We start from the raw sequence: 18,045 nt of genomic DNA on the forward strand, positions 1-18,045 counted from the left end.
CGGAGGCGGGCAGCGCAGAAGGGGCCTCCGCCAGGTGGCGGGAGGCCCCTTCCTTGGGTGCTGACGTCCCTGCGCTCGGGTGTGCGTCAGTCCAGGTGGGTCAGGCGGGCGGCAGCACCAGGCTGAGCGTGACGTCCCGGACCGACTTGGCGTCGCTCGTCGTCGTACGCGTGCCGGTGTCGCCGACTGCGACGGAGCCACTCGAGTCACCGAGGAGGGCGTCGATCTTGCCGGAACCGCTGCCGTAGAGCACGTCGCGGGACGTGACACCGGCGCCCGGCGTGAGCGAGGCGATCGCCGTCGACCGGTCCGCGAAGTAGGACACCAGCCAGCTGCCCGCAGCCGTCACCGTGACGGCAGGCGCCACGTGTGCGGAAACCGCTGAGGCAACGGCGGTCTGCGCCACGGTGATGGCGCCGGCACCCCGGTAGACCGCCAGCTTGAGGTCGACCTTGGCGAAGGTGTCCAGCGTCGGCGACACGGCCGTGCCGGGAGTGTCCGTCGCCGTGGCGGCGCGCTGCCAGACGGTGGTCGTCGTCGTGGCGGACACGGTCTGGGTCACGAGGTCCCAGCCCGTCGGGCCGGCGGTGACGGAGCCAGCCGCCGAGGTGAGCAGCAGGATCATCCGGTCGCCCGTGGCGGTGCCCGCGGGCACCTGGACGCTCGGACTCTTGCTGCTGAGGTTGGCGGCAGAGTCGCCGACAAACGTGATGTTCGACGGTTGTGGGGTCGAGACCGTGACGCTCGTGGTGGCGGAACCGGTCGCGCCCTGGTTGTCCGTCACGGTGAGGGTCACCGCGAAGGTACCGTCGGCGGCGTAGGTATGCGTCGGGCTCGGGCCGGTGGCCGTGGTGTGGTCGCCGAAGTCCCAGCTGTAGGACGCGATCGTCCCGTCACTGTCACTGGAGCCGGCCGAGGAGAACGTGCAGGCCCGACTCGTGCACGAGCCGGTGGCGGCAGCGGTCGGCCGGACGTTCGCGGGCTGCGCGACGTTGATGGTGATCGCCTTGACCCCGGTTGCGCCCTGGTTGTCCGTCACCGTGAGAGTCACCGTGTAGGTGTTGTCGGCGGCGTAGGTGTGCGTCGGGTTCGGGCCGGTGCCGGTGGTGGTGTCGCCGAAGTTCCAGCTGTAGGACGCGATGGTCCCGTCGCTGTCACCGGAGCCGGTCGAGGAGAACGTGCAGTCACGTCCCGTGCACGAGCCAGCGGCCGCAGCTGTCGGGGGCTGGTTCGGCGTGGCGGTGGCCGTGACCGTGGCCGTGGCGGTGGCCGTCGCTCCCTGGTTGTCTGTGACGGTGAGGGTTGCGGTGTGAGTTCCCGCAGCGGCGTATGCGTGCACCGGGTTCGGGTCGGTGCTGGCGCCCCCGTCGTCGAACGCCCACGAGTACGACGCGATGGGGCCCTCGGCGTCCGCCGAGCCGGTGCTGCTGAACGTGCAGGACTGGTTCGTGCAGGTCCCGGCCGCCATCGCGGTGGGGGGCTGGTTGGTCGGTGAGCTGAGGAACAGCAGCCGTCCGCGGAAGTCGACGCCGTCGATTCCGGCTCCGGTGAGCGTGGTCGGCGTACCGGTCAGCGTGCCGTTGGCAAAGCCTACGGAGTTGAGCCGGCCGTCGGCCGCCGTGACGTAGTAGAGCGTGCCGCCCGTGAGGAAGGCGCCGGTGACCTGCGGCATCGTCACGCCGGACACCTGGCTCTGGACCGGGTAGATGATGCCCGAGTCCGGTGAGAAGGCACGGGAATAGAGGCCGGACTGCCCGACCAGGGTGTAGTAGAGGAACCCGTTCGAGTAGAACATCGACGAGATCGACGAGATCTGGTTGTAGAAGTCCGGCCGCGTGCCGCGGTAGGCGGTCGTCCCGTTAGATGCCGTAGAGCCGGTGGTCACCGTCGACCAGGTCGGGTCGTTGTACGGGTCGATGAGGTTCTCAGCGTCGAGCTGGCCGCTCGTACCGACCTGACGCCACGCGAAGTCACCGTTGCTCTTGCCGTAGAACAGGCGTCCCCCGATGACCGTGGAACCACGGACCGTCGTCGGGTCCAGGACGATCGGCAGCGACATCGGGGCGCTGACGCTCGAGCCGTCGAACCGGAAGGTCGAGTAGGCCGGCGGGGTCGAGCTGCCGCCGGACTTGACGATCTCGATGCCGTTGACTAGCGGGTTCTCGGCCACGTGACCGAAGTCGATGTTGACCAGGCCGTCAGACGTGATGTCGAACGACTTCATCGTGCCGGTCTGGTCGCCCACGTCTTTGACGATGTCGTAGTTCGGGAGCACGGTCTGGCCGTCGATGTTGACGTTGAAGACGCGCTGTCCCTGAGTGGCCGTGCAGGTACACCGGTTGGCGAAGTAGAGGCGCACCTGGATCTGGGTACCTGCCGGGACCGGGAAGGCCCACTGCAGCTCAGTCGAGTCGTTCGGGTCCCAGCGTTCCGAGTCGAAGATGCTGCGCGGGGTCGTCGAGGGGACCGTGGAGTCGACGTTCGGGACGGCGCTCCAGCCGGCGGCGTTGCTGCCGGAGTTGCGGTAGGGGTTGGTGGACCCGCTGTCGTCGGCCCAGTCCGGACCGTCGTCGGTAGCCCCGATCGTCCCGCCCCCGGCGTCGACGCGGTAGAGGATGGAGGAGTTGGTCTGCTGCGTTCCCTGGTAGACGCCTGCCGGGAGGCTGGCCACGCTCTCCGGAGCCATCGTCGCGGCCGAGGAGATGGGGAAGAAGGCGATCCGGCCGCGGTTGTAGCGGTAGTTCCCGATCCACGTGGTGTCGCTGCCGATCCACAGTCCCTCGTTGGTCACGAAGGCGCCTTTCGCACCGGAGCCACGCGGGTTGCGGCCGGGGTTCCAGGCCAAGGGCATACCGGTACGCGCGTCCAGGGCCTCGAGGCCCGGCCGCGGCACCGCGCCGGCGCCGGGCTGGTCGTTGCCGAGCGGGTTGTTGGACCAGCGGGCGTGACCGCCGGCGTAGACGACGTCGCCGGCGATCGCGGTGGAGAGGTTGCTGTCGCCGCCCGCAGCGCTGACCCAGGTCGGTTGCACGTCAGTGCCGGTGGCGTTGGTCTCCCAGCGGGTCGTCGAGTCGCACAAGGTGCCCTGACCGCCACCGCTGGAGGCGATGGAGAACCAGGAGCCGTCGGCCGACATGTCGACGTCGCGGATGTAGGAGTCATAGGCCCACCAGTAACAGGACGGCTCGTAACGGTGGGTGGCCCAGTCGGCCTTGACGACGGAGGAGGTGCCCGTGAGGTCGAGCATGACGACCTGGTCGCGCGGCAGTCCGTCGACGGCGGTGAAGTCGCCGATGGCCACCAGCTTGCTGCCGTCCGGCGTGATGGTCAGGTCGGTCACCCCGGTCGCGCCCTTGGCGGCGCAGTTGCACGGGTCACTCTTGTGGATGTCGTAGTTGTGGGTGCCGGTCACCTTGTTGGTGACAAACGTGTCGAGGACACCGGTCGTCGCGTTCAGCGTCGCTAGGCCTCCGCGCGGCTGGCCGGCGAACGTCGTGAACGTGCCACCGACGAAGAGCCGGTTGCCCACACGCTTGACCGTGTTGACAATGCCGTTCATCGGGTTGGCCTTGAACGTGGAGATCCGGGCTCCCGTGGTCGCGTCGACCAGCGCGAGGCTCTTGGAAGTCGTCCCGCCCACCTTCTGGAACGCACCGGCGATGTAGAGAGTGCTCGGCGTCGGGCCGGGCAGCATGGCGTTGACGTCACCGTCGACCGCGGGGTTGAAGTCCGTCGCGAGCGCATAGGACGGTCCCTGCATCGCCAGGATGCCTCGTCGAGCCGACCCGGCTACCGACGTGAACGTGCCCGCCGCATACATCCGGGTACCGACCTGGGCGAAGCCGAGGACCTCGCCGTCGTCGACGTTCGGGGTGCCCGGCGCAGGTGCAGCCGAAACGGCGGTCGGTAGGGTGATCTGGTCGGCGTGGGCGACAGGTGCTGACAGCAGCCCTGCTGTCGTTGCCAGCGCTGCCAGGGCGGCCAGCCACCCGACGCGGTGCGACTTCATCGGAACGTTTCTCCCCCTCAACGGTGGCGCTCATCACCGGTCGGTGACGTCGCGACGACTCGACAACCCGGTAGCCCCCTACCGAGATAGCTTCAAGTCCCAAAGCAGCGCTTTCGCGCCCGGCACGAGTATGCAGAGGGCTCGGTGATACGGCGGGGAAATGCCGGAAACTCGGGCGTACCCGGGAAAATGCGTCAGCGGCGCCCCTTTTCTGTCGGTCCACCGGCGCGGAAGGGCGGCATATGTAACAGATCAGGACATAACGGCACGCCTGTCGTGTCCACACCAGTAGGCGCAGCAGATGACTAGTCCGTTGGGTCGGACGGAAATCATCCGAGGTGACTACTTTGTCGAAACCGCCCGAAACGGACCGCGATCAATGCGACGATGTGCGCTGTCGTCGCATCTCGGACCCACGCCCACGCGTCGTGGCGATCTCAGGTGTGACGGACAAGATCGGCCGACGGGGATGTGGGCTGACCGAGGACTGACGTGAGCTGACAACCGGCTCGCGTAGGGGCCGAGCCGCGTCGTGACACGACGGCGGCTCTCAGGGGTTGCGAGGGGGTACGCATGCTGGTCGCGGCAGGTGCTGGCGACGGATCGACGGGGCTGATGGCTCGGTCGACGACGTCCGCGAGCCTTCGCGAGCTGACCGAGGCACGTCGCGAGCCGCACCTCGGTGTGGTGCGAGAGCGGCCCTCGCGTCGCTGGCTCGACCGCTTGTTCGCTCCTGGCTGGCCGCTGGCCTGGATGTTCGTGGCCTTCCCCCTCTGGTGGGTGCTGGGCCTGACCGAGTGGGCTCCGCTGGCTCTGACCGTCCCGATGGTGGTCCACCTGCTCAAGCGCCGCCGGGTGGAGGTCCCCAAGGGCTTCGGGTTCTGGCTGCTCTTCCTCGTCTGGTCGCTCGCCGGCGCGTTCGTGCTGAGCGTCCCGGCCTTCGGTGCCGTCATCGACAGCGGCAGCACCCGGATCATCACGTTCGGCTACCGGCTGGTCTGGTACCTCGCCTGCACCATCGTCTGTCTCTACATCCTGAACACGCGCGGCGAGGTGAGCCGAGTGCGTGTCACGCGCATCTTCGCGATGATGTTCATCTGGGTCACCGCGGGCGGTGTCCTCGGACTCGCGGCGCCGAACTTCGAGTTCCCGTCCCTCATGGAGCTGATCCTGCCGTCGGGGCTGACCGACGTGCAGTTCATCTACCACATGATCCACCCGAGTGCCGCCCAGCTGCAGGACGTTCTCGGTTACACCGCGCCGCGTCCCAGCGCGCCGTTCTCCTACACCAACACGTGGGGAGTCAACCTCGCCGTCCTGATGCCCTTCTTCGTCATGGCCTGGTTCGGCAAGGGTGCGGGGTGGCGTCGGGCCTTCGCCCCGCTGGTGATGATCGTTGCGTTCGTCGCGATCGTGATCTCGCTCAACCGAGGGCTCTGGGTGGCGCTCGCCGCGACGGCATTGTTCCTCGCCGTGCGAGCGTGCCTGCAAGGCAAGCCGGCGATCCTCGCGGCTCTTGTCGTCGCGGCCATCGTCGGTGGCGGCATCGTCCAGTTCACCCCCCTCTCCAGCGTGATCGCGGATCGGTTCTCCAGCGAGGGCAGTATCAGCGGCCGCACCAACCTGGGCACCCTGTCGGTCGAGAGCGTGACCAAGACCTCTCCACTGGTCGGGCTCGGCAGCACCCGCAACGTGCAGGGCAACTTCAACTCCATCGCCGGTGGTGCGACGGCCCAGTGCCCACGCTGCAGTCCTCCTGCTCTCGGGACGCAGGGCCAGCTCTGGCTCGTCGTCTTCTGCCAGGGCCTGCTCGGACTCTTCCTTTACCTCGCGTTCTTCGTCCAGACCTTCCTTCGCAGTCTGAGGGCGCGATCCGGACTCTCGGTCGCCATGCTGTGCGTCCTGGTCCTGTCGACAGTGACGATGCCCGTCTACAACTCGCTCGGCACGGCACTTGTCGTCGTGTTTGCCGGGGTCGGGCTTCTGGCCCGCGAGCAGCGCTCGCTTGCTCCCGACGCGGTCGTCCCCCGCGAGGCAAGCCTCGGCTCCTACGGCCGGACCGTCACCTCACACTGGGCGTTGATCCTCGTCTGCACCTTCGTCGGCATCGCGGCCGGCGGCGCGTGGCAGGCGGTGCAAGGCACCCCGGTACGCGCCGTCGTCTCGGTCGTGCTGCCCGAAGACCGGACGACCTTCGCCGACGACACGAGCTCGGACCTGACGATCGACAGCGAGGCCCAGTTCGTCAACACGGCAGCGGTCGACGCGGCCGCGACCGCCGCGACGAAGCCGCTCGGCCCGCGGGAGAACCGCCAGCTGCGCATCCTGGCGACACCGAACAGCCGGGTTCTCCACATCTCCTACATCGCTGACCACCAAGCCGACGCCGTCGCCGGAGCGCAGGCTGCGGCGAAGGCGTTCGCCAGCCAGCGGGACAGCGCTCTGCAGAAGCACTGGTCGGACCGGGTCGTCGGGTTGCAGGAGCGCTCGAAGAACATGCACGTGTCCCTCACCTCACTGGCCACCGGCCTGGCCCAGCTGCAGAAGGACATGCCCAAGGCGCCGCTCTCTCGCACCGAGCCGATCCGCAAGCGGATCCAGGAGCAGACCACCGCGCTGCGCACCGTGGACCGCCAGCTCTCAACGGTGCTGTCGACCCCCGTGCAAGCCACGACCATCCTGCGCACCGAGCCGACCAAGGCCTACACCTACGTGTGGCTCCTCAGCCTCCTCGGGGGAATGATGTCTGGTCTGCTCCTCGGGCTGATGCTTGCTGCTCGCCGCGGGCGCGGAGGTGGCCTCCTCGGCGCTCGAGCGGATGTCGCCGTCGAGGCGGGCGTCCCGGTTCTCCTGCGACAGCGACGACCCTGGTGGCGTCGGGCCAAGCGCCCCGACCAGGCCCAGCGCGAGGCGTTGGAGCACGACATGAGGCACCTCGGCGTGACCTCGGTCGTCCCGGTGCGCGATGCTCCCGAATCCGTCGGACGGGTGGCCGCGCTGTTGCCCGGTGTCCGCCACGCAATCGTCTGCACCCCGCGAACGCGCTGGCGCGACCTGCAGCGTCGCATCGAGATCCTCCAGGCGCGGGGGGGTGAGGTGGTTGGAATCGTCATGCGCTGACCTCCGGCCACCCGTGCTTCTTCGGCCAGTTGCCGAAACCACCACGACCTCTGCCTTAGCACTGCCACAATCAGGTCCACAAGACATACCAAGGAAGGAAACGGCGTGAACACGCATCGAACGGAGGTGAACGGGCTCGGGATGTTGAGCGGCGCCATTCGTCGTCATTCCCTCTGGATCGTCGTTCCCATGATCCTGCTGGGACTCGGGGGCTATCTCTTCGGGCAGGCCGGTACCGACGTGTACCAGTCGTCCGCTCGGGTTCTGGTCAACCCGCTTCCGGGGCTGCCCTTGTCACCCGACTCGGGGGCCGCCGCAAACCAGGTGACCATCGCGCTGACCACCGAGTCGCAGGTCGTTACGGGTGCTGCGGTCGCCACCGCGGCGAACAAGGGTCTCAAGACGCCGATCGTTCCTGGCGACGGCACCGTCAACGCGTCGGTTCAGCCCAACAGCGCCGTGATCCAGGTGTCCTACCGTGCTGGGTCGGCGGCGGAGGCCGCTCGGGGCACCGGCGTGCTCGTGAAGGCCTATCTCGACTACCGCGCGGGCATCGCGACGGCCCTGCAGAAGACCAAGATCGATGCGCTGACCGCCCAGGCGACCGCCGTCAAGGCCCAGCTCGATGCCGCCTCGAAAGCTGCGGCCGCCGCAGTACCCGTCCCCGAGGCCGCCGGTCAGGTCCAGCTCTACTCGGGTGAGCTCGTGACCCTCCAGACCTCGATCAGCCAGGCCCAAGCTGTGCCGCTCGACCCGGGCGTGACGATCATGCCGGCCACGGCGCCGGACCAGCCTGTCGGGTTGAGCTCGGTGCTCATCGCGGCTGCCGGCCTCGTTGCGGGTGCCGTCCTCGGTCTGCTGCTCGCCCTGTGGCGAGAGATCTCGGACCGGCGACTGCGTCCGGGTCGGGCGACCGTCGCCGGACTGCCCGTCGTGGCGTCGGTGCCCGAACGCCGGCGGTTCCGCAAGGTTGCGGTCACCGCACTCGGCGACCGTGTCACCGCCGAGCTGCGTGGCGCTGTGCTGGCCGGAAGCCCGCTGCCGAGCGTCGTGGCCCTCGGGTTCGTCGGTCCGGACGGTTTCGGAGTCGTCGCTGCTCAGAGCCTTGGCCTGTCGCTGGCCTCGGCGGGTTACCGCACCAGCCTGGTGGTCGCCTCCGCCGCAAGCTCTGTGCCCGCGGCGCTGACGGCCGGTCCGGGCCTCGCGGCACTGCTCGGCGGTACGTCCTCCGTGGCCTCGTACCTCTCCGACATGAACGGCCTGCGAGTGCTCCCGGCCGGTGACGACATCGACGGCGCGTCCGACCTGCTCGGCGGCCCACGGATGAAGAACGTCCTCGAGCAGCTACGCGCGGAGAGCGACGTCGTCATCGTCGCGGTGCCCTCGCTGTCGACGCCCCTGGGTTTCGCGGTGGCGAGCTTCGCAGATTCGGTGGTCGCGCTGGCCGTCAACCGCAAGTCCACGGTAGACGAGGTCGCGGACGTCGTGCAGCGGGGTGACCTTCTCGGACTGCCATTGCTCGGGATGGCCCTTCTGCCCGAGTGGCAGCCGGTGCACGCGGCGACTTCGGTCGACGCCGGAGATCTCCAGGAGGAGTCCGGCGCGGCGCAGGGCAACCCCGAGCCTGCCGGTGTGCGTTCTCCGACGACCCCGTCGTCGGCTGACCTCGCCTCGCCCGAGACGAAGGTGCCGTCGGCATCAGTCACGTCGTGACAACGGCCGGGAACCCGGCGCCTTTCGACAAGGGTTCTACTCGGTTCGACCCACCCCGGCCATCTGGGGGCGGGTCGAACCGGACCACCCTGTCCGGGAGGCGCATCTACCTCGCCGAGGTCCTCGACACGTTGTGGTCGCGGCCTGGAGTGCGTCCCACCGCGACCGTAAAGCACTTCATGCTCCCGAGCGCGAAGACACCGACGCTCGTGGTCCCCACCCGGCCCCGCCGAGCCGCCGCCGCGATGCTGCGCAGCTACAAACCGTCCGCCGGGCCGGTGATGCGGACCGGCCTCGCCGTGCTCGCACTCGGTGCTCGCCTGGGCCTGACGAACGCTCTCCCACGGGTCGAGGTGCCCAGCGAGTGGCCGACCACCACCGACGCCGCCTCCGACCCCGCCGACCTCGACCTGCTGGCCTATCTCAGCGAGAGCCTGGGACTCCCGCTCTGCGCGGCGGTCTACACCAGCCCCGCTCGCGCCAACCGCAAACCGATCCTGCATCTGGTGACGCCGGAGGGTGACGAGGTGGGCTACGCAAAGGTCGGCACCAACGAGCTGACCCGTGAGCTGGTCCGTCGAGAGGCCGACAACCTCGGGCGTCTCGCCGTCCTGCGTTCGAGGAGAGTCCTGGTCCCGACGGTGCTGTACAGGGGACGCTGGCGAGATGCCGAAGTCCTCGTCCAACGGGCCGTGAACCCACCCCGCACCGGATCCATCCAGACGTCGGACCTCCATGCGGCCATGTACGAGGTCGCGGGGATCAACGGTTTCGAGACCGAGCTGATCCCGGACGGCGACTACGTCACGCGGCTGCGTCGCCGGGTCGCGGCGCTGCCGTCCGGTCGGCCAGCGGGCCGCCTCGCGGCCGTTCTCGACTCTCTCCTCGAGGACGGAACTGGTCAGCGGCTGTGCATCGGGGCCTGGCACGGCGACTGGACGCGCTGGAACATGGCGGCGCACGGCGCCACGTTGGCCGTGTGGGACTGGGAACGGTTCGAGATCGGTGTCCCACTGGGGTTCGACGCCCTGCACCACCGGATCCAGGGGCAGCTCGTCACCAACGCGATGACGCCGCTGCACGCGGCCCGCCAGCTGGTCGACGAGGCTCCGACCACCTTGAGCGACCTCCTCGACGGCCACTCATCCTCACCGATCCGCCACGAGGGCACGTCACCTGGCCGGAGGGCACTGGCCGAGATGGCCCACCTCACAGCCCGCCTCTACCTCGTCGAGATCGGCACCAGGTACCTGGCCGACCGCCAGGAGGAAGCGGGAGCGCGGCTGGGTGACCTGACGACGTGGTTGCTGCCCGCTCTCGAGAGCCAGCAGGACTCCGGCCTGTGAGCGGCGAGAGATCCGTATCCCAGATGACCAGGTCCGGGCCCGACCTGGAGGGGCTGGGTCGAGGCAGCAGTGCCAACCTGATCGGCTCTGCGGTCATGGCCGGGACCACTTTTGCGCTCACTTTCGCGGTCACCCGCGGACTGTCCCGTGAGCAGGCGGGTCTCTTCTTCGCGGCCACATCCGTCTTCGTCCTGGCGAGCAACCTAGGGCAGCTGGGCACCAACACCGCACTGGTCTACTTCGTCTCTCGCGCTCGTTCACTCGGCACCCCGGAACGCATCTCACGCTACGTGCGCACGGCAATGGGTCCGGTGCTCGTCACCGCCATCCTCACCGCCCTGGTCTTCTTCATCTGGGCCGGCCCGATCGGCGCCTTGATCACGCCGGGTCATGGCGACACGACCGCGGCCTACCTCCGCTCGCTCGCCCTGTTCATCCCGCTGGCCGGAGTCGAGAACATCCTGCTGGCCGCCTCACGGGGTCTCGGCACCATGCGCCCGAGCGTCCTCGTCGAGCAGGTCGGCCGCTCCACGGTCCAGCTGATGCTCGTCGTCGCCGCGATCATGCTCTCCTCCCAAGAGGCTCTCGGCTGGGCCTGGGCGGCGGCATATCTGCCGGCTGCGGTCTGGGCGGTCATGTGGTGGCGCAGGCTCGCCGCACGGGAGCTGCGCAGGTCACGTGTCGACCGTTCGGCTCCTCTGGCAGGCGATGTCGACAGGGCCGCTCCCACGACTCATCTCGAGGCGCGAATCGCCGCAGCCGAAGCTCCCTCGAGTCCCGGACCCGCCGACAGCCAGAGCCTCGGCCGCGAGTTCTGGCGCTTCAGCGGTCCGCGTGCGCTTGCCTCCGTGGGGCAGGTCACCATGCAGCGCCTCGACATCATCCTCGTCGCGGCCATCTCGGGAGCCGTGTCCGCCGCGATCTACACGGCGGCGACCCGGTTCGTCGTGGTCGGCCAGATGGCCAACCGCGCGATCTCCACGGCTGTCCAGCCCCGCCTGAGCCACGCTCTTGCTCGTGGCGACGTCGTCGAGACCAACCACCTCTACCGCGTGTCCACGGGGTGGCTGATGCTGCTGACCTGGCCGCTCTATCTCACGTTGATCGTCTACGGCGACGACCTGCTGTCCTTGTTCGGACCCGGATATGCCACGGGTCGGGAGGTGCTGGTGATCCTCGCCGGGTCGATGCTCTGGGCGACGGCCTGCGGCATGGTGGACATGGTGCTGAACATGGGCGGCCGGACCACCTGGAACCTCGCCAACGTCTTCATCGCCCTCAGCGTCAACCTCACCCTCGACCTCTGGCTGATTCCCAAGATCGGCCTGTTGGGCGCGGCGATCGGCTGGGCCGCGGCCATCGTGGTGTCCAACCTCGTCGCCCTACTGCAGGTCTCCGTGGTCCTCGGCCTGCACCCGTTCGGTCGCTCGACCGTCCTCGCGGTCGTCCTGCCCACGGTCTGCTACGGAGCCATCCCCGTCGCCGTCGGAGCGGTGATCGGCGCGGGCTTCGCGCACCTGCTGGTGGGGCTTGGCCTCGGCACGATTGCGTATGCGGGATGTCTGACTCGATGGCGGCAGCCGCTGGAGCTGGGCGCCTTGATCGCGGTTCGTCGTCGGGGGCGCGGCCGAGCCGCGCCGACCAGCTAGGCCACTCAGGACCAGGCGAGGGGCTCGCCGAGAAGGTCCTCGAGACGCTCGTTGTGCGGCGCGTAATGCGCCTCGAGCCGGGCGCGCTGGGTCCGGGGCATCGGGTCGCTCGGCCGGGCGTTGTGCTGTGCGAACCCTGCAGGCTGGTGCGCTGCCAGACCGAGGAAGTCCACCAGGGCCGCATACTCGCGCTCCGGGTGTTCGAAGAAGCGCTCGCTCTGGACGACATGCACCTGCTCACGAGGAAACCCCTCGAACACTCGCGCCAGCTGGGTGGCGTACTCGCCTCGCCCGCGGTGCGAATGATGCCGGTGACAGAAGCTCTCGTAGGTGACGTCGCGTGCCATCCGGTCGACCTCCCCCTCGAGGCGCTCGTCCTCGAGGTCGAGGGCGCGGTCGAGGTCTTCCCACTCGAAACCGCGTGCGGACTCGTGTTTCCAGCCGGAGAAGGCACGTTCGACGGGGTCTCGAAGCATGACCACGATCTTCACCTCGGGAAGGCGGACGGCGATGCGCGGAACGGCGAAGGGGTGGAACAGGTAGTAGCCGCTGGCCTCCCAGGTGAGCGGAGCTCCTGCAGCGCCGACCGAGCGTCGCGCGGTGGCCTCGAGAGGGAAATGCCCGCGGTACCAGCGCCAGGACCGTCCGTAGTTGAGGTCGAAGTACCGCACGCCCTTGTTGACCGGTGGTCGGAGCACCTGCGGATGCTCGTTGAGAGCGCGGAAGAGCGACGTCGTGCCGCTTCGCGAGGCCCCGACCATGATCATCTGCGGGGCGAGCCGCAGCGAGGCCGTCGCCTCACCTGCCGCGAGGTAGGCGCGTCGGGCCCCCGAGTGCAGGGGGCGGGGGACCATCGAGCGGACGCTCATGGGGCTAGGTCCAGCCCCACCGAGAGGTCAGGTCCAGACCGAACTCTCGCTCGACGGTGTCGACCTCACCCGCCAGGTTCTCGCGGACCCAGGCCGCGTCGTCCTCGGTGATCGTCGGTCGCGCGTCACCCAGAGGCGTGTAGAGCACTCGCTGCACCAGGGAGGAGCGCTTGACGCGGCCGATGACCCGAGCCCCGTCGTGTTTGCGCACCCAGTCCGCCCCGACCTGCGCCACCCGGGCGACGGGGACGAAGCGCGCCTTGCTGGCCGGAAGGGTCGCCTCGAGCTGTGCTGCGGGGATCTCGAACCGGTCGATCTCGAGCCAGGACGTGACCTCGTCGAGGTAGTTCTGCGGCGAGGCCTGCAAGTCATCGAAGACGCTCACGTGGATCTGAGCCGCCGGGTAGAGCCGGGCGAATGCGAGCAGCTGCGTTCCGTAGCGACCCTCGTCGATCAGCTCCGGTCGCGCCATCGCGGTCTCGCGGAAGGTCGGCGCGGCAGCCCCGTGCTTCGCTGCATAAAGATAGCTCGAGAAGGCGCGGTCCACCGGGTCGCGCAGGCTCACCATCAACCGGACGTCGGGGCCGAGTGTGTCGTGGACACGTTGCGGTGCAAGAGGTTCGGCGAGATAGTCGGGGCAGACCTCACCCACCACCGGCTGGTCGCCCGCACCAGCGAACTGGGCCAGGTACCACTGCGTGCCTCGGTCGTAGAACCGGCTGAAGTAGTAGAGGTCCTTGGCCTCACTGAGATAAGCCTGCGGGTGCAGGCTCAACGTCTCGTGCAGCCAGGTCGAGCCCGACTTGCCGGGGCCGAGGTGGAGGAAGTTGGGTATGCGTGACATCGGCGCTCCTCAGGCCATGCCGCGACCGAGGCGGCGAGCGAGCTTCTGGATGCGAGCCGGGTCCACTCCCGAACCGGCCTGCATCAAGGCAACCCAGGGATGGGGGCTGACGGGCCAGCGCGTGATGGCCTTGACCGCGACCGCGACTGCCTCGCGGCGTTCGCCCAGCGCCGCGCGCTGGTAAGCCAGCTGGCCCAGGATGCGCGCGTGGCCGCGACGGTCGGCCGCGATCTCGGGGTGTTTGTCGAGGAAGACCTGCAGAGCCACCACCGTGCGCTCTGCCTTGGCGATGTAGTAGGACCCGCCGTTCTTGCGAATGTCGGCGAGCGGCTCGCGGACCACACCGACGGTCCCGACCCGCGCAACGCGAAGGACAAAGTCCCAGTCCTCCCCGTAGCCGTTGGGCAGCTCCTCGTCATAGAGGCCGGCCTTGGCGAACACGTCGCGTCGCATCATCAACGTCGACGAGTGCAGCTCCTTGACGCGGTTGCGCAGTAACAGGTCGTGCGGGATGCGGTCGGCGCGTCCCGGCCACTCCGCGGTGGCACCGTGGGCAAGAAGAAGCCGGATTCCGGCCCCCAGCATGAGGATGTCGGGATCGCAGAGGAAGCGGCGGACCTGCGCCTCGACCTTGTCGGTGTGCCAGGTGTCGTCGTCGTCCAGGCTGGCGATGAAGGCGCCCTTGGCCAGCTCAACTCCGGTGTTGCGAGCGCCGGCAAGGCCGGGCGTACGCGTGTTGACCAGCACCTGCACGTCGCGCCCCGGGCGACCGAGCTCCTGCTGGCCCAGGTCCGCCGCTTCGCGGTCGTGGACGACCAGGCACTCGATGTCGCCGGGGTAGGCCTGGGCGACGACTGACTCGATGGACTCGCGCACGAGCTCAGGACGTCCGTGCGTGGGCAGCACCACGGTCACGAGAGGCCACGACCCGGGGGCGGGTCCGTCGTCCTTAGTGCTGGAGGCCGGGAGGACCTCGGGGCCCCGCCTCGCGAGCGAGTAGCGCACGAGCTGCGGCCCACTCACGACGGATGCGACGATCCGGGCGCCACGGGTCATCGACCGACGCCACTCATCGTCGTCACGCAGCGTCACCGCACCGTGACGAAAGCGCGACGGGTTGCCGGAGACACCGTGGCTGGGTCCGAGGCCGACCACTCGTCCGTCGATGTGGTCGAGGCCACCTGGAGGAACCGGGAGCTGAAGCGCCTCCAGCGCGGCGCGGACGGCCTGCGCAGGGTCGGCGACGAAATCGGCATACATCATGCGGGCGACCGGAACACCCCGCGCCGCAACGGCATCCATCTCAGTCTGCGTCGCCAGCCAGCGCGCGGCGCCGGACGCGGGACGGTTGTGGTACATCGTCTTGCCGTTCTCGGACTGCGGGCGCGCGACCGTCTTGTCGAGCGAGTAGGCGACGCCGCGGGCGTCGCGCACCAGGTGTACGACGCGAACGTCGACCCCACCACGCCACAGCGCGAGTGCCAGGGACGGCCACTTGCTGGCATCGACCAGAACGTCGTCACCGGAGATCTCGGACACGGCCCGGTAGAGCGCCAGGTAGCGGTCGGCGTATGCACGGATGTCGGCCTCGAAGGCGCCGTCGCGCGTGGGTGCGAGCAACCGGGGGAGGTGTCGCTGCCGTGCGACCGTGGCCTGGAGACGGTGCGTCTCGGCGAGCCAGCCCGCGCTGAGCTCTGCACCGAACTCGTCGAGGTGGCCGGACACCTCGCTCCAGAAGGGACACGCGGAGAAGGGCAGGCCGCAGCCGCAGAGCTCGTCGTCGGCGACCACCCCGCGCGGGATGTCAATCGCCTCACCGATATTCACGTAACCGGGGATCGCCCCGAGGGTCCGCTCGAGCAACGTACTGCCCGACCGGCCCGAACCGGCGATGAAGACCACCGCCGGAGCACTGACCTTGCGCTCGACGAGCGCTGACTCCCCTGACAACACGCTTCCCCTCAGTCGCCCCTTGACGCTTCGAGGATAGGTGGCTCAGGGTGTCGGCCGGGTCCAAATCGTGAATTTCACCTCTATTCACCGGGATTCGGGCAAACGCACGTTGTGGACAGTGTCGCCGACCTACGATCGTTGTATGACTGCCGAGTCCGATACCCAGGTTGGCCGCGTTCGCGCCCGCGTCCAGGTCGGGCACCTGAGCCTCGACCCGTTGTCCGAGGCCGAGGTCGTCGAGCAGGTCGGCGACGCGCTCGCCGAGGGTCGCGGCGGCTCCATCTGTACACCCAACCTGGACATCTGGGTCCGCACCCAGACGAATGTCTCCGCCGCCGAGCTGGTCGACGTGTCGACGCTTGTCGTCGCGGACGGGATGCCGCTGGTGTGGTCCGCACGCCTGCAGGGGACTCCGCTGCCCGGACGGGTCACCGGTTCGGGTCTCGTCGAGGGTCTGGCAGCCGCGGCCGAGAGCCGCGGGTGGTCAGTCTTCCTGATCGGGGGCGGCTCCGACGACACCGCCGTGCTGGCGAGCGCCGCCCTGATCACCCGCTATCCCCGGCTGCGCGTGGCCGGCGCCGTCACCCCGCCCTTCGGGTTCGACAGCGACGAGGAGCTGCGGAGGGGACTCGTCGACGAGGTGGCCGGGTCCGGCGCCGACCTGGTCTTCATCGGTCTGGGGTTCCCCAAGCAGGAGCGACTGGCTCGGGAGCTGGCTTCGCGGATGCCGGCCACCTGGTTCCTGGGCTGTGGCGCCGGCGTCCAGATGGCTGCGGGTACGGTGGCGCGGTCGCCGCGCTGGCTGCAGGCCGTAGGTGGCGAGTGGCTTTTCCGACTCGCTCAGGAACCACGGCGCCTTGCCAGACGCTATCTCGTCGACGATCTGCCAGCCGTCCGCGCGCTGTTCGGTGGGGCCGCGGGGGTCCGGTTGCGCGGGCAGTGACTCGGCAGACGGCCAGCCGATCAGGCGGTACACAAATGGGGATGGGGGAAGCGTGATGCGTGGGGATGTCCGCCGCGTGCTGGGTGTGCTGTCGGTCGCGGTATGCCTCGGGTTGGCCGGCTGTTCGTCGTCGCCGACACCGTCGACACCGTCGAGCACCTCGGCCGGTTCCGGTTCGGCGACGGGTCCGGGTTCGGCGACGACCGGCCCGGCACCGTCCGGCTGCACCGTGAGCGACAAAGGCGTGCCCAGCTGCGGAGTGCTGTGGGGACTGGCCACCAAGCCTCCGACTGCGGCCGGAGTCAAGGCGGTCGAGAGCGCCGTGGGTCGACCGTTCGACTTCGTCTACCGCTATCACGACCTCAACGACGAGATCCCCGACGCGGCGGAGAAGGCACAGGTCGCGGCAGGCAAGCTGTTGCACATCTCCATTGCGGCCCGCGACTTTGCGGCTGCCGGTGGCGCCAAGACGGGATGGGCCCCTGTGGCTGCCGGAACCTTCGACGCCTCGCTGACCGCCCAGGCCAAGGGGATTGCTGCACTGAAGTCGCCGGTCTTCGTCACGTTCGAGCAAGAGGCGAACCAGAAGAACAAGCTGGCCACCCTTGGCTCACCGGGTGACTTCAAGGCCGCCTGGCGCCATGTGCACGACCTCTACGTCAAGGCGGGCGCCACGAACGTCTCCTGGGTCTGGGTGATGACCGGTTCTGCCGACAACCTCGACGCGGCCGCCCAGCTGTGGCCGGGCAACGACGTCGTGGACTGGATCAGCTGGAACGTCTACAACCAGTCGGGGTGCGCCTCGGACAGCATCAACGCGGCCAAGCTCGTCTCCTTCGAGGACAAGATGAAGGTCTTCTACGACTTCGCCCACACGCGTGGCCCGTCGTTCGGGATGGATGCCTCGAAGCCGATGATGATCTCCGAGACCGGGTCCGCCAAGTACCCCGATCAGCCCGACCTCACGGCACAGTGGTACGCCGCGATCCCCGGTGTGCTCGCAAAGTATCCGCAGATCAAGGCCGTCGGCCTGTGGAACAGCGTCGACGGAACGTGTGACTACCAGTTCTCGACGCTGCCGGCGGCCGTGACCGCCGTGGCGTCCGCCGGCCGCGAGTCCGCGGTGCAGTCCGGGCTCCCTCTCACCACCCCCTGACCTCACGAAATACGGCCGGATATCCGCTGATTCGGCCCCGCCGACAAGGCGCCTATGTGAGCATGTCCCTGCAGTTGGAACCTGTTCGAATGTATGTCGAGTGTGTCTGGAAGGTTGGTCATGGGGGTCCGTCGACCGTTGTCGATCGTTGCTCTGTCGGGCATCGCGTTCGTGCTGTCAGGGGCACCGGCGTACGCGTCCGGCGAGACTGGGTCTGCACCAGGTCGCCTGACTTCGACAGCGGCACACACCGCGGTCGTCACTCCTGCCACCGGGAAACCGAGCCCGACGGTCACGACCTCGCCATCGGCGCCTACCGCGGCACCGACCTCGTCAGAACAGCCCACGTCGGAACCCGTCAAGCCGCCAGTCGTGACGCCGCCTCCGGTGCCTGCGCCGGCTCCCGCCCCAGCTCCGGCCGCCGCTCCCGCCCCGGCCCCCGC

At 68.8% G+C, this 18,045-nt stretch carries 10 protein-coding genes; 6 read left to right on the forward strand and 4 right to left on the reverse strand.

The window, feature by feature from the left end; translation table 11 throughout:
• Window positions 1-100: 100 nt before the first annotated feature.
• A complete protein-coding gene (locus tag ABI385_RS17860; protein ID WP_348105113.1) occupies window positions 101-4,009 on the reverse strand; it encodes a PKD domain-containing protein in 3,909 nt (1,302 codons plus the stop codon).
• A gap of 573 nt (window positions 4,010-4,582) precedes the next feature.
• Between ABI385_RS17860 and ABI385_RS17865 the strand changes: the two genes are divergently transcribed.
• The 4 genes from ABI385_RS17865 (at window position 4,583) to ABI385_RS17880 (ending at window position 11,837) form a co-directional block, all read left to right on the forward strand.
• Complete coding sequence (locus tag ABI385_RS17865) at window positions 4,583-7,129, forward strand: hypothetical protein (protein ID WP_348105114.1); 2,547 nt, start codon at window positions 4,583-4,585, stop codon at window positions 7,127-7,129.
• 105 nt (window positions 7,130-7,234) lie between these two features.
• A complete protein-coding gene (locus tag ABI385_RS17870; protein WP_348105115.1) occupies window positions 7,235-8,842 on the forward strand; it encodes a hypothetical protein in 1,608 nt (535 codons plus the stop codon).
• Complete coding sequence (locus ABI385_RS17875; protein WP_348105116.1) at window positions 8,839-10,188, forward strand: hypothetical protein; 1,350 nt, start codon at window positions 8,839-8,841, stop codon at window positions 10,186-10,188. The genes ABI385_RS17870 and ABI385_RS17875 overlap by 4 nt, the downstream gene beginning before the upstream one ends.
• Before the next feature lie 23 nt (window positions 10,189-10,211).
• Window positions 10,212-11,837: an oligosaccharide flippase family protein gene (locus ABI385_RS17880; RefSeq protein WP_348105117.1), complete on the forward strand. Its 1,626-nt coding sequence runs from the start codon at window positions 10,212-10,214 to the stop codon at window positions 11,835-11,837.
• Between the two features lie 5 nt (window positions 11,838-11,842).
• Here the strand turns inward: ABI385_RS17880 and ABI385_RS17885 are convergent, their stop codons facing one another.
• The 3 genes from ABI385_RS17885 to ABI385_RS17895 are packed head-to-tail and all read right to left on the reverse strand — an operon-like array spanning window position 11,843 to window position 15,503.
• Window positions 11,843-12,691 (reverse strand): sulfotransferase, encoded by an 849-nt coding sequence (locus ABI385_RS17885; protein WP_348105118.1) that lies wholly within the window; start codon window positions 12,689-12,691, stop codon window positions 11,843-11,845.
• 19 nt (window positions 12,692-12,710) lie between these two features.
• Complete coding sequence (locus ABI385_RS17890; protein ID WP_348105119.1) at window positions 12,711-13,550, reverse strand: sulfotransferase domain-containing protein; 840 nt, start codon at window positions 13,548-13,550, stop codon at window positions 12,711-12,713.
• A gap of 9 nt (window positions 13,551-13,559) precedes the next feature.
• Window positions 13,560-15,503 (reverse strand): glycosyltransferase, encoded by a 1,944-nt coding sequence (locus ABI385_RS17895; protein WP_348105120.1) that lies wholly within the window; start codon window positions 15,501-15,503, stop codon window positions 13,560-13,562.
• Between the two features lie 142 nt (window positions 15,504-15,645).
• Between ABI385_RS17895 and ABI385_RS17900 the strand changes: the two genes are divergently transcribed.
• Together ABI385_RS17900 and ABI385_RS17905 are read left to right on the forward strand one after the other, a co-directional pair.
• Window positions 15,646-16,446, forward strand: coding sequence for a WecB/TagA/CpsF family glycosyltransferase (locus ABI385_RS17900; RefSeq protein ID WP_348105121.1), 801 nt, complete (start codon window positions 15,646-15,648; stop codon window positions 16,444-16,446).
• 55 nt (window positions 16,447-16,501) lie between these two features.
• Window positions 16,502-17,602: a hypothetical protein gene (locus ABI385_RS17905; protein WP_348105122.1), complete on the forward strand. Its 1,101-nt coding sequence runs from the start codon at window positions 16,502-16,504 to the stop codon at window positions 17,600-17,602.
• Window positions 17,603-18,045 lie beyond the last annotated feature (443 nt).

Source organism: Lapillicoccus sp. (genome assembly GCF_039935575.1).
Taxonomy (GTDB): domain Bacteria; phylum Actinomycetota; class Actinomycetes; order Actinomycetales; family Dermatophilaceae; genus Lapillicoccus.